The 12,535-nt window shown below is 32.2% G+C and carries 13 protein-coding genes; 7 read left to right on the top strand and 6 right to left on the bottom strand.

The features are described from left to right. Nucleotides 1-80: 80 nt before the first annotated feature. From trpB to B3J26_RS03715, 6 genes are read right to left on the bottom strand one after another with little or no spacing between them, the layout of a single operon-like run. Nucleotides 81-1,265: a tryptophan synthase subunit beta gene (gene trpB, locus B3J26_RS03690; protein WP_291073313.1), complete on the bottom strand. Its 1,185-nt coding sequence runs from the start codon at nucleotides 1,263-1,265 to the stop codon at nucleotides 81-83. 12 nt (nucleotides 1,266-1,277) lie between these two features. After that, entirely contained in the window at nucleotides 1,278-1,949 is a 672-nt protein-coding gene (locus B3J26_RS03695) for a phosphoribosylanthranilate isomerase (RefSeq protein ID WP_291073314.1), read from the bottom strand. Further along, entirely contained in the window at nucleotides 1,946-2,731 is a 786-nt protein-coding gene (gene trpC / locus B3J26_RS03700; protein ID WP_291073316.1) for an indole-3-glycerol phosphate synthase TrpC, read from the bottom strand. Before trpC ends, B3J26_RS03695 begins: the two co-directional genes overlap by 4 nt. Next, nucleotides 2,728-3,714: an anthranilate phosphoribosyltransferase gene (gene trpD / locus B3J26_RS03705; RefSeq protein ID WP_291073318.1), complete on the bottom strand. Its 987-nt coding sequence runs from the start codon at nucleotides 3,712-3,714 to the stop codon at nucleotides 2,728-2,730. Before trpD ends, trpC begins: the two co-directional genes overlap by 4 nt. Before the next feature lie 4 nt (nucleotides 3,715-3,718). After that, on the bottom strand, nucleotides 3,719-4,282 hold the full coding sequence (locus B3J26_RS03710; RefSeq protein WP_291073319.1) for an anthranilate synthase component II: 564 nt from the start codon (nucleotides 4,280-4,282) through the stop codon (nucleotides 3,719-3,721). A 3-nt stretch (nucleotides 4,283-4,285) separates the two neighbouring features. After that, complete coding sequence (locus B3J26_RS03715; protein WP_291067886.1) at nucleotides 4,286-5,680, bottom strand: anthranilate synthase component I family protein; 1,395 nt, start codon at nucleotides 5,678-5,680, stop codon at nucleotides 4,286-4,288. A 253-nt stretch (nucleotides 5,681-5,933) separates the two neighbouring features. Between B3J26_RS03715 and B3J26_RS03720 the strand changes: the two genes are divergently transcribed. From B3J26_RS03720 to B3J26_RS03750, 7 genes are all read left to right on the top strand, one after another. Further along, complete coding sequence (locus B3J26_RS03720) at nucleotides 5,934-6,710, top strand: enoyl-CoA hydratase/isomerase family protein (protein ID WP_291067885.1); 777 nt, start codon at nucleotides 5,934-5,936, stop codon at nucleotides 6,708-6,710. Nucleotides 6,711-6,774: 64 nt separating this feature from the next. Continuing rightward, nucleotides 6,775-7,551 carry a hypothetical protein gene (locus tag B3J26_RS03725; RefSeq protein WP_125349992.1) on the top strand — a complete coding sequence of 259 codons (777 nt, stop codon included), beginning with the start codon at nucleotides 6,775-6,777 and terminating at the stop codon, nucleotides 7,549-7,551. 13 nt (nucleotides 7,552-7,564) lie between these two features. Next, nucleotides 7,565-8,269, top strand: a complete 705-nt coding sequence (locus B3J26_RS03730) for an SDR family oxidoreductase (RefSeq protein ID WP_038330800.1) — start codon at nucleotides 7,565-7,567, stop codon at nucleotides 8,267-8,269. A gap of 123 nt (nucleotides 8,270-8,392) precedes the next feature. After that, nucleotides 8,393-9,442: a glycosyltransferase family 9 protein gene (locus B3J26_RS03735; RefSeq protein WP_291073320.1), complete on the top strand. Its 1,050-nt coding sequence runs from the start codon at nucleotides 8,393-8,395 to the stop codon at nucleotides 9,440-9,442. 126 nt (nucleotides 9,443-9,568) lie between these two features. Next, nucleotides 9,569-10,282 carry a glycosyltransferase family 2 protein gene (locus tag B3J26_RS03740; protein WP_291073322.1) on the top strand — a complete coding sequence of 238 codons (714 nt, stop codon included), beginning with the start codon at nucleotides 9,569-9,571 and terminating at the stop codon, nucleotides 10,280-10,282. Then, nucleotides 10,282-10,917 carry a lipid-A-disaccharide synthase N-terminal domain-containing protein gene (locus tag B3J26_RS03745; RefSeq protein ID WP_291073323.1) on the top strand — a complete coding sequence of 212 codons (636 nt, stop codon included), beginning with the start codon at nucleotides 10,282-10,284 and terminating at the stop codon, nucleotides 10,915-10,917. Before B3J26_RS03740 ends, B3J26_RS03745 begins: the two co-directional genes overlap by 1 nt. Further along, nucleotides 10,901-12,532: an ArnT family glycosyltransferase gene (locus B3J26_RS03750; protein WP_291073326.1), complete on the top strand. Its 1,632-nt coding sequence runs from the start codon at nucleotides 10,901-10,903 to the stop codon at nucleotides 12,530-12,532. The genes B3J26_RS03745 and B3J26_RS03750 overlap by 17 nt, the downstream gene beginning before the upstream one ends. Nucleotides 12,533-12,535 lie beyond the last annotated feature (3 nt).

Raw genomic sequence — 12,535 nt, forward strand, 5'->3', positions numbered from 1 at the left:
CCGGGCTACGCTACACCCCGATAGATTTCATTATCGTGGGTGCAAATGTAAGGTGATTTTTGAAAATTAACCAAATATTTTTAAGAATATTTTTCGGAAACTTTCATATATGTTTCTAAATCTTTATCTCCTCTTCCTGAAAGATTCAGAATCACAATGTCTTGCGGTTTAAAATTAATTTTTTCTAAAGCAGCTAAAGCGTGAGAAGATTCTAATGCAGGAATGATTCCTTCCTCTTTTGTCAACATAAAAGCTGCTTCCAAGGCTTCATCATCTGTTGCATTTAAGAATTCAGCACGTCCCGTTTTGAACAAATGCGCATGCAAAGGACCAACACCAGGATAGTCTAATCCAGCCGAAATTGAATAAGGTTCAACAATTTGTCCATCTTTATCTTGCATCAATAACGTTCGGCTTCCGTGAATAATTCCTTCCGTTCCTTTGATCGTTGTAGCAGCAGTTTCTCCAGATTCAACACCTAAACCAGCAGCTTCAACCGCGATTAATTTAACAGAATCATCATCTAAGAAATGATAAAAAGCTCCTGCAGCATTACTTCCGCCACCAACACAAGCAATCACGTAATCAGGATTTTCTTTTCCATATTTCTCTTTCATTTGCGCTTTAATTTCTTCCGAAATAATCGCTTGGAATTTGGTTACCATTGCTGGATAAGGATGAGGTCCAACGACAGAACCAATGATGTAAAAAGTTTCAGGATTATTGATCCAATAACGAATTGCTTCATTTGTTGCATCTTTCAAAGTTTTACTACCTGATGTTGCTGGAATAACTTCTGCGCCTAACATTTTCATTCGCGCAACATTTGGTGCTTGACGAGCAATGTCAATTTCTCCCATAAAAACGATACATTCTAATCCCATCAATGCACAAACTGTTGCAGTAGCAACACCATGTTGTCCAGCGCCAGTTTCGGCAATAATTTTGGTTTTACCCATTCGTTTTGCCAAAAGTGCCTGACCAATTGCATTGTTGATTTTATGCGCTCCTGTATGATTCAAATCTTCTCGTTTTAAAAGAATATTGGTGTTATATTTTTTTGAAAGATTTGGTGCAAAATACAATGGACTTGGTCGACCAACGTAATCTTTTAATAACAAATTAAATTCGTTTTTGAATTCGTCTGTATCGGCATATTTTGCTAAAGCTTCTGATAATTCTTCACAATTATGATGTAATAATTCTGGAATAAATGCTCCTCCAAACTCACCATAAAAACCTCTTTCGTCAACTTCGTATTTCATTTTGTTTCTTTTTTAATTTTGTTCAATTCGTCCATCAATTGTATCGATAAACTGTTTTACTTCGTCAGTTTTTTTAATTCCTGGTGCTGACTCAAAACCACTATTGATATCAAATCCAATACATCTCGGATGTTGAAAATTTTTCAAGATAAATGCATCTTCCAATGTTATTCCGCCACTTAATAAAAAGGGTGTTGATAACTGATAGTTTGTTAATAATTGCCAATCAAATTTCTTTCCAGTTCCGCCATAATCACTTGATTTTGTATCGAAAACAAAACTATCAACAACTTGTTGATAAGTGGTTAATTGTTGAAAATCTTCAATTGATTTTATACCAACAGCTTTCCAAATTTTAAAGTCTAAAAAATTTTCATCAGTTAATAATCGTTGATGTTTTTGATTGATTAATTCTTCACAAAAGTCTGCTGTTTCATCACCATGTAATTGCACAACATCTAATTTATATTGTTCAACTTTTTCAAGAATATTTTCAATTGATTCATTCACGAAAACGCCAACTTTTTCTGCATTCGGAAAAATTTCAAAAATAGATTCATCTTCTACAAATCGTTTTGATTTTGGATAGAAAATAAAGCCAACATAATCAGGTTCGATTGCTGAAATTTCTTTGAAATTTTCGATGTTATTGTTTCCACAAACTTTTACTTGAAAACGTTTCATTTTGATTCTTTTACAAATTGTTCAAATGCTAAACTAGGATATTCAGCTTTCATAAAATTTTCACCAATCAAAAATGCCTGAAATCCAGCTTGTCTTAGTTCTTTTACTGTTTTAGGATGAGAAATTCCACTTTCCGCAACTTTAATTAAATCGGTTGGTAATTGTTTTAAAATTTGTTTTGATTTTTCAATATCAACTTCAAAATTTTTCAAATTACGATTGTTAATTCCAATCAAATCGATGAATTCATTTACTTTTTCCAATTGATCTTCTGAATGCAATTCTAATAAAACTTCCAAACCAATTTCTTTTGCTGTTTTCGCTAAATGATACACTTCATCTTTCGTCAAACATTCTGCAATCAACAACATCAAATCTGCACCAATCGCTTTCGTTTCGTAGACTTGAAATTCATCAACAATAAAATCTTTGCGCAAAACTGGAATATTCAAAACTTCTTTTGCTTGTTGAAAATCATCAAAACTTCCACCAAAAAATTGTTCATCTGTCAAAACAGAAACCACAGAAGCACCATATTTTTCGTAACCCGAAACGACTTCTTTTACGTTTGCATCTTTGTTGATAAAACCTTTTGAAGGAGATTTACGTTTAAATTCTGCAATAATTCCAGATTTTGATTTATCTAAAATTGAAGCTTTCGCAGATTTTACAGGAAGCAAGAAATTTTCCGAATTTCTAAAACTTTCGATTGATTGAGTTTTTTGTTTTTCTAAAATTTCAATACGTTTTTGTGAGACAATTTCGTCTAATATCGTTTTCATGGTTTCATTAATTTTTGGAATACATTCAAGGCATTTTTACTGTCTAAACTTTCGTTCGCAATCGCTACACATTCGATTAAATCTTTGGTTGGATAAATTGTTTTAAGCGCTAAAGCTGCGTTTGCTAAAACAACTTCTTTTTGTGCTTGAGTTGAATTTCCTTCTAAAACACTTAAAAATATTTTCGAATTTTCTTCGATTGATTTTCCACCTTTTATCTCATCAGGTTGAAGAATACTTAAACCAAAATCTTTACTTTCTAAAACAAGTTCACCCGAATTATTGTACACTTTTGTAGGAGATGTCAACGAAATTTCATCATAACCAGCCAAGGCAGTTGAAATCGAATATTTCACACCCGAATTTTGCATCACATAATGATATAATCGGGCAGTTTTGACATCATAGGTTCCTAAATTTTGGAATTCTGGTTGAACAGGATTCACCAAAGGTCCCATCAAATTGAAAAATGTTTTCACCGCTAAACCTTTTCTAATCGGAGCAACTTTCGCTAAAGCTGGATGAAAAAGTGGCGCATGTAAAAATGTAATTCCAACTTCGTCGAACTCACGTTTCAATTTATCTTGATTAACAGAAAATTCGTAACCAAAATTATCCAACATATTCGAAGAACCACTCACAGATGACGCTCCGTAATTTCCTTGTTTGATAATTTTCTCACCAGCTCCAGCCAAAACAAAACAACTCAATGTTGAAATATTAAAAGTATCTTTTCCATCACCGCCCGTTCCAACAACATCAATCGCTTGTTTTGGTAAATCTACTTTGATGCATAAATCTAACAACGCTCGACGATAACCTTTTAATTCCTCCAACGTAATGTTGCGCATATTAAAAATGGTCACAAAAGAAGCTAATTCGACGGCTGAATATTTTTCTTCCGAAATTTCCACCATAATTTGATACGCTTCATCTTCGCTCAAGGTATAATTTTCGAATAATAAATTTAATAATTTTTTCATTGTTTTAAGCTTCTAACCAATTCTTAATTATCTCATCTCCAAGTGGCGTCAAAATAGATTCTGGATGAAATTGAACACCACGAACATCATAGATTTTATGACGCAAAGCCATGATTTCTCCTTTTGGACCAACTGCTGTAATTTCTAATTCTTCAGGAAAATCTTCGTTCGAAACTACCCAAGAATGATAACGACCAACTTCTAATTTCTTCGGTAAATTATGGAATAAAACTTCGTCTTTTATCACTTCAATTGTTGATTCAACTCCGTGAAAAACTTCTTGCGTATTTAATAATTTCCCTCCAAAAACTTCTCCGATTGCTTGTTGACCTAAACAAACTCCAAAAATAGATTTTGTAGGTGCATATTTTTCGATGATTGGTTTTAATAAATTTGCTTCATCAGGGATTCCTGGACCAGGAGAAAGTAATATTTTATCATAATTATTTACATCTTCCAAAGCGATTCCATCATTGCGAACAACGGTAATATCATCGGCGAATTTCTTCAGCGAATGCACTAAATTATAGGTGAACGAATCGTAATTATCGATAACTAAAATTTTCATAGTTTATAGGTTTTGAGCGATTTCTATTGAGCGACGAAGCGCTCCTAATTTATGATTGACTTCTTGTAATTCATTTTCTTCAACTGATTTGGAAACAACTCCAGCACCAGCCTGAAAATATAAGGTATTTTGTTTGCTGACGAACGTACGAATCGCAATCGCCATATTGATATCTCCGTTAAATCCTAAATAGCCAATTCCACCACCATAAACGCCACGATTTTGATTTTCGTAACCGTCTAATAATTCCATTGCTTTGAATTTTGGTGCGCCAGAAAGCGTTCCTGCAGGAAAAGAATCGGCAAAAACTTTCATTGTATTCACACTCGGATCCAATTGTGCAGTTACTTTCGAAACCATGTGAATCACATGCGAGAAATATTGAATTTCTTTGTATTGCGCGACTTTTACATCAGTAGAATTTTGACTCAAATCGTTACGAGCTAAATCAACTAACATCACATGTTCCTCGTTTTCTTTAGGATCTGCGATTAATTTTTCGGTTAATTCTTTATCCAAAGTTGGACTTCCTGTTCTACGAACTGTTCCTGCAATTGGATGAATTTCTGCATGATTATTATTGATGATAATTTGCGCCTCTGGCGAAGAACCGAAGATTTTATAATTTCCGTAATCGAAATAAAACAAATAAGGCGAAGGATTTACCGAACGTAAAATGCGGTAAACATTGAATTCATCACCCGAAAATTTTTGTTTGAATTGACGAGAAGGAACAATCTGAAAAACATCTCCACGAAAACAAGATTGTTTACATTTTGTGACCATTTCTTTGAATTCATCATCCGTTAAATTCGATTGAATTTCAGATTCGACATTAAATCGATATTCAACAATTGATTTATTATGAACAACACTTTTAATTTCAGAAAATTTAGAAATTGTTTCTTCATTTTGATATTCGATAAACTGAATTTCGTTGTGAAAATGATTGAAGACCACAATATTTTGATAGAACGAATATGAAAATTCTGGAATCGTAGCTTCGTTTCCTTTTGCCGAAAATTTTACTGTTTCGAAATGTGGAATCGCATCCCACGCAATGTATCCGAATAAACCATTTACAGGTAAATCTTCTCCATTTTCAATAGCAAATTTAGAAGTAAATTCTTTGAATTTTTCTGTCAATTCTTGACCATTCAATGCATATTCTTTTGTTTCTCCATTTACATACGTTTCATTCACAATTCCGTTTGTAACCTTAAAAGTCGCGATCGGATTTAGGCAAATAAAAGAGTTAGCATCTGTCTTCGAATGATAGTCAGAACTCTCTAATAATAAGGCATTCGGATAAATATCTCGCAGTTTCAAATAAAGCTGAACAGGAGTCGTTAAATCTGCTAAAACAGTTTCTTTCTGTATCTTAAAAGTTAAATTCATTTGTTAAATATTTAGGTTTAGAGCACAAAAAAAGGCTTGTCGGTTACGACAAGCCTTTTCTACATATAACTGCAAAGAGGTCTTACGAACCAACGTTTTGTTGTTCGATATTCCACCACCAGTTATTTGTAAATAATGTTTTCATTGGGACAAATTTAGAAAGGATTTTGAATTGTACAAATTATTTTTTGATAAATTTTTTAGTTGAGTGAACAATTGATATTTTTGAGTGAATAATAAAAACACAAACAAAATGGAATATAATTATAACAATCTGATTGTTGAAGTAGAAAATAAAATTGCGTTAGTTACTTTAAATCGTCCGCAAGCATTAAATGCATTGAACAAAGATTTATTAAATGATATTTCAAACTTTTTTACGGATGCGGATTCTGATTCTGCTATTCGAGTAATTATTTTGACTGGTTCTGGTGAAAAATCTTTTGTTGCCGGAGCGGATATCAAAGAGTTTGCAAGTTTTGATGGTCGTCAAGGTGAGCAATTAGCTGCAAAAGGGCAAGAAAATGTTTTTGATAAAATTGAAAATTCTAAAAAACCTGTAATCGCCGCAGTGAATGGTTTCGCTTTAGGAGGTGGTTTAGAATTAGCGATGGCGTCTCATTTTCGTATAGCATCAACTAATGCAAAATTAGGATTACCAGAGGTTACATTAGGTTTGATTCCGGGTTATGGAGGAACGCAACGTTTGCCAAAATTAATTGGAAAAGGTCGTGCAATGCAGGCAATTATGACAGCAGATATGTTTACAGCTGAACGCGCGCATGAAATTGGTTTAGTGAATGAAGTTGTTGAGCAAGCTGAATTAATCAACCGTGCTAAAGAAATTGCGACTAAAATCTCTAGAAATTCTTCTGTAGCGATTCGCCATGCGATTAGAGCGATTAATGCATCGGATAAAGACAATGGTTTTGAGGTTGAAATTGAAAGTTTCGGAAATTTATTTGATGAAGAAGATTTCAAAGAAGGAACAACTGCTTTTGTTGAGAAAAGAAAACCTAATTTTAAGTAAATTTTAATTTAAAATAGTTCATATAAAAGCTTCAAGATTACTTGAAGCTTTTTAATTTTACATCATGAAAAAAATAGTTGTTGGATTCATTTTGATGATGAGTTCTATTGTGTTTTCACAAGAAATTTATCAAGTTATAGCGCAAGAAGGATTGACAGTTAGAACAAGTCCGAATGGAAAACGAATTGGTAAAATTCCGTATGGATATCCTGTTAAAATTTCAGAAAAAGGTGAAGCGTTTGCAATTAAAGATAATGGGAAAGCAAAAAGTGGAAACTGGGTGAAATTAGATGTTAGCTCGTCTAAATTAATTTTGGATGAAGGAGTTAATGATTCTTCTGCTCAAGGCGATTTGTATGCGTTTAGTGGTTATTTAATCACACAACAAAATTTTGTCAATCAATTCGAAACAGAAATTTCTACGCACCCAGCTTTTAGCGAATTTTATTTAGCAACAGCTTACAAATGCTTCGCAATTAAAGGCGACTTTTTTGGTGACGGTGTGGTGGATTATTTATATAGAATGATTGATACAAAAGGAAATATCCGTTTATTTATTGTGAATAATATGAAAAAAGGAAGTCAAATTTATGGTTTGGGAGGAGCAAAAGATCCGTTCAAAATTACAAATTATGATTTCGGAACGTTGATGATGATTCCAAAAGGAACGCCACTTTATTCGAATTATAAAGATGGAGTGAAACGAAATTTAAATGGAGTTTCTAAAAATGAAATCGTAACTTTAGATTATGATGCGATTTATGTGCATCAAGATAACGCAAAAGAAGGCGGATTTATTTACCGAAAAGATGGTAAATGGAATTGGCTGAACCAAAAATAAAACTAAAATAATTATGCAAAATATAGAAGGTAAAGTAGCTTATATAACGGGGGGAACAAAAGGAATTGGATTAGGAATTGCAAAATCATTGGTAGAAAATGGTTTGAAAGTGGCAATTTCTGGACGAAACATTGATGATGTTGAAAAAGCTCGTCATTATTTAGGAAATCAAAATGTATTGGCTATTCAGTCGGATGTGAGACATTTCGAAGATGAACAAAATGCAATTGAGCAAATTATTTCTGCGTTTGGACGTTTGGATATTGTGATTGCAAATGCTGGTTTAGGAAAATTTGCGCCAGTTGATGAACTTTCTTTAGAAGATTGGAATGCGATGATTGATACTAACCTGACAGGAGTTTTTCATACAATAAAAGCGTCTGTTGAAGCACTAAAAGTTTCGAAAGGATATTATATTTCGATTGCTTCTTTGGCGGGAACAAATTTCTTTGCGAATGGAGCGGGTTACAATGCTTCGAAATTTGGCGTTGTCGGTTTTACCCAAGCAGCGATGTTAGATTTGAGAAATTATGATATCAAATGTACAACGATTATGCCTGGTTCTGTGACTTCAAACTTTAATGATCATGTGCCAAATTCGGAGGATGGATGGAAAATTCAGCCCGAAGATTTAGGACAAATGGTAGTTGATTTATTGAAAATGAATCCAAATGTTTTGCCAAGTAAAATAGAAGTTCGTCCTACGAAAACAAAATAATTTAAAGATCTCGATAAGAGATCTTTTTTTATGAAAAAAATATTTCGTAATTACCAATAGTTTACATAGTTTCGTGGAAAAATAAGAATACAATAAAGGTATTTTTTTAACGAGCACTTTTTAATGAATTTTAAAAAATCAGTCAATCATTTTCGTCGTACAATTATGCGTCGATTAACAGGAGGAATAGGTGATGGTAATTTGCCAAAGATAGACAAAGAAAAACCTCTTGAACTTAATAGAGTACTGATAAACAGACCCAATCAGCGTTTAGGAAATATTCTATTGATTACACCTTTGATTCAGGAAATTATCCGATATAATCCTGGTGTTAAAATTGACTTATTTGTAAAAGGTAAGGTTGCTCCGATTATTTTTGAGAACTATCCTCAAGTTGATCAAATTATTGAATTACCTAAAAAACCTTTCAAAGAATTGATTCAATACGCTAAAGTTTGGCTAAAAATCAAAAAAAAGAATTACGATTTAGTCATTAATGTTGATAAAAATTCATCTTCAGGACGACTTTCAACTTCTTTTGCGAATTCTAAGTATAAAATTTTTGGAAATGAATTTGAAATGAATTCGAATCAAGAAATTCATATTCATCAAGCGCAATATCCAGTTTATCTGTTTAGAAAATTCATAGAATTATTTAAAAATAAAGAAGGGAATTTAGATATTCCAACTCTAAATATTCAGCTAACAGAGAAAGAATCTTTGAAAGGAGTAGAAATGTTAAATGAATTGATTCAAGATCCTTCAAAGAGAACGTTGGCGTTTTTTACGTATGCAACAGGTGTAAAATGTTATGATGAGGAATGGTGGATAGAATTTTATAATTTATTTTATCCAAAATATTCGCAAGAATATAATCTAATTGAAATTTTACCTGTCGAAAATATTTCGATGCTAAATCATAGATTGCCTACTTATTACAGTAAAGATGTGAGAGAAATTGCAGCTGTGATGAAAAGTTGCGAATTTGTGATTGCAGCCGATTCTGGTATGATGCATTTGAGTTGTGCAGCGCCTACAAAAACAATTGGTTTGTTTAAAGATCAAAGCTTCTTAGAGCGTTATAAACCTTATGGAATAGGAAATGCTGTAGTCTTGATTAATAATGAAGATAAGGGTATTCTTGTTCAAGAAATGGATAAATTATTGGTTTAAAAAAAAACTGTTTTTTATCATCAAACAAAGTTCGTTTCGATTTGATATGAAATAAATTAGCTTCAACAAAAATATTTTAATTTCGTTTGATTATTTCATAGCTTTGTCCTCTGAAATAATTTAAAAATGTCAACAGAGTTTACAATTATCATCCCAATTTATAATGAGGAAGATAACTTGATAAGATTGGAAGAAACAATGAATCAATATCTGTCAAAGTCAATAAAACGGACTGAAATTTTATTGATTAATGATGGTTCTAAAGACAAAAGTTTGGCTCTTATGAAAGAGATTTGTAGTAGAAATCAAGCTTTTCATTATATTTCTTTTGACAAAAACTATGGTTTGTCTGCTGCTATAAAAGCTGGTTTTGACACAGTGAAATCTAAATGGGTTGGTTATATCGATGCCGATTTGCAGACAGATCCTGAAGATTTCAATAAATTATTAGCGTTAGCAGATCAATTTGATTTGGTGACTGGTGTTCGTGCAGATCGCAAAGATTCTTTCGTGAAAAATATGTCATCTAAAATTGCTAATTCTATTCGTAGAGCATTTACCAATGATGGAATGGATGATACGGGCTGTCCATTAAAAGTTATAGATGCTGAAAAAGCGAAAAAAATTCCGATGTTCAAAGGATTGCACCGATTTTTACCAGCTATGATTTTATTACAAAACGGAACGGTTACTCAAGTTCCTGTCAAACATTTTCCACGTATCGCAGGCGAATCAAAATTCAATCTATGGAACCGTTTATTAGGTCCTTTAATGGATTGTTTTGCATTTGTTTGGATGAAGAAAAAATATATCAATTATAAAATTCAAGAAGAAGCATAATGCCAAATTGGGTTATCATCAGTATTGGATTTCTTGCGCAAGCACTTTTTTCGAGTCGCCTTATTTTACAATGGATTGTTTCCGAAAAGAACAAGAAAGTTCTTACACCAAAATTATTTTGGGAAGTTAGCTTGTTTGCCTCTGTTTTGCTATTTTTATATGGTTATTTGCGTCATGATTTTTCAATTATGTTGGGACAAACATTGACGTACTATATCTATATCAGAAATATTCAACTTCAAAATCATTGGAAAGAATTTCCGAAAATAGTACGTATTTTTTTGTATATTTTTCCTGCATTTATTGTTTTATATGGTTTCAATAACGGAATTTTTGATGTAGATTTATTATTCAAAAACGATAAAATTCCGATGTGGCTTTTATCTTTAGGAGTCGTATCTCAGGTACTTTTTACATTTCGTTTCGTCTATCAATGGATTTATTCCGAACGAAAACACGAATCGCAATTACCAATGGGATTTTGGGCCATTAGTTTAACAGGATCATTGTTGATTTTAATTTACGCGATTATTCGAAAAGATCCCGTTTTATTTGTTGGTCATTTTATGGGATTTATCGTTTATGCTCGAAATATATTAATCAAACGAAAAGAGAAAAATGGTTCAGTGGATTAAGCAAAATTCAGTTTTATTTTTAATCATCGTAACAATTTTGATGTTGTTTGTTAATCTTGGCGTTTTACAAACCAACATTATGGAGGCTCGAAACATTATTTCGGCGCGAGAAATGGTACACGATGGAAATTGGATTTTTACCACGCTTAACGGTTTGCCTCGTTATGAAAAGCCACCTTTACCAACTTGGATTACAGCTGTTTTTGGAAGTTTTTTTGGTTTCGAAAACTTTTTTTGGCTACGCATTCCAGTTGTTCTAATTACCATTTTATTAGTCGTTTGGTTCTATAAAACATTAAAGCATTTCGATTTAACAAAACAACAAGTTGTTAATTCTTCATTGGTTTTAATCACTTCATTTTACGTGTTTTTCTCAGGGAGAGATAACAATTGGGACATGTACACGCATAGTTTTGTGATGGGAGCAATATTGTTTTTGGTGAAAGAATTTCAATCATCAAAATTTAATTTATTCAATTTTATTGCTGCATTTTTCTTGTTGGCTTGTTCGATAATGAGCAAAGGTCCAGTTTCGTTGTATGCGTTATTTTTACCTTTTTTAATTGCCTATTTTATTGTTTATAGATACAAATTAGGAAGAAATTTAGGAATTACAATTTTAACGATAATATTATGTTGTGTTGTAGGATTTGCATGGATGATGTATGTGAAATATTTTGATCCAGAACATTTTTTAGCGGCTTCTCAAAAGGAAGTGAACAATTGGCATAGCTATAATACTCGCCCAATTTATTATTATTGGAGTTTCTTTACGCAATCTGGTTTATGGACAATTCCGGCTTTGGTAAGTTTGATTTATCCCTATCTAAAGAATAAAGTTGCAAACAAAAAAGCCTATCAATTTGCTTGGTTATGGACGATTTTATCGGTGGTTTTATTATCTGTAATTCCAGAAAAAAAATCAAGATATTTATTACCAGTTTTAATTCCTTTAGCGATGAATATTGGCTTTTATATCGAATATTTACGATTAGAATTCAAAAATTTATCAAATAAAACTGAACGATATTTTACCAATTTTGCGTTTGGTTTATACGGAATAATAGGAATCGCAATTTCAGTTGGTGTTTTTATTTATACAAAAGATCGTTTGTCAGAATTTTTGGTTTGGTCGATTCCTTTTGCTGTCGTAGGATTAATTTTAGGAATCTCAATTTTTAAAGGATTAAAGATAAAATCATTCGAACAGATATTTTACTCAACTATTTTATTGATGTGCTCAGTTGTTGCGTTTGGATTTCCACTTTCCAAATTAACTTTTTCCGAAGAATTGTATTCTTCTGCTAAAAATCTGAAAAAATTAGAACAACAAAATCAAATCAAAACATACGAATGGCAAAGTTTTGTTCCTGAAATAGTGTTGGATTATGGGACTTCAATTCCTGCAATTAACGATGGAAAGAAAACTATCTTTCCGAAAGAAGAGAAATTTGGAATGTTAGCAAGTCCGTCAGATTCTACTTTTTTTGCGGATCATTTCAATAATTATTCAATCAAAAAAATTGGTGTGGTCGATTTGAATCATTCTTCAAAAAATCAAAAAAATTATAACGATCGTATCCAAAGAAACTATTATTTGATTCAAAAAAAGTGATTA

The sequence above is a fragment of the Empedobacter sp. UBA5987 genome (assembly GCF_002429865.1).
Taxonomy (GTDB): domain Bacteria; phylum Bacteroidota; class Bacteroidia; order Flavobacteriales; family Weeksellaceae; genus Empedobacter; species Empedobacter falsenii_B.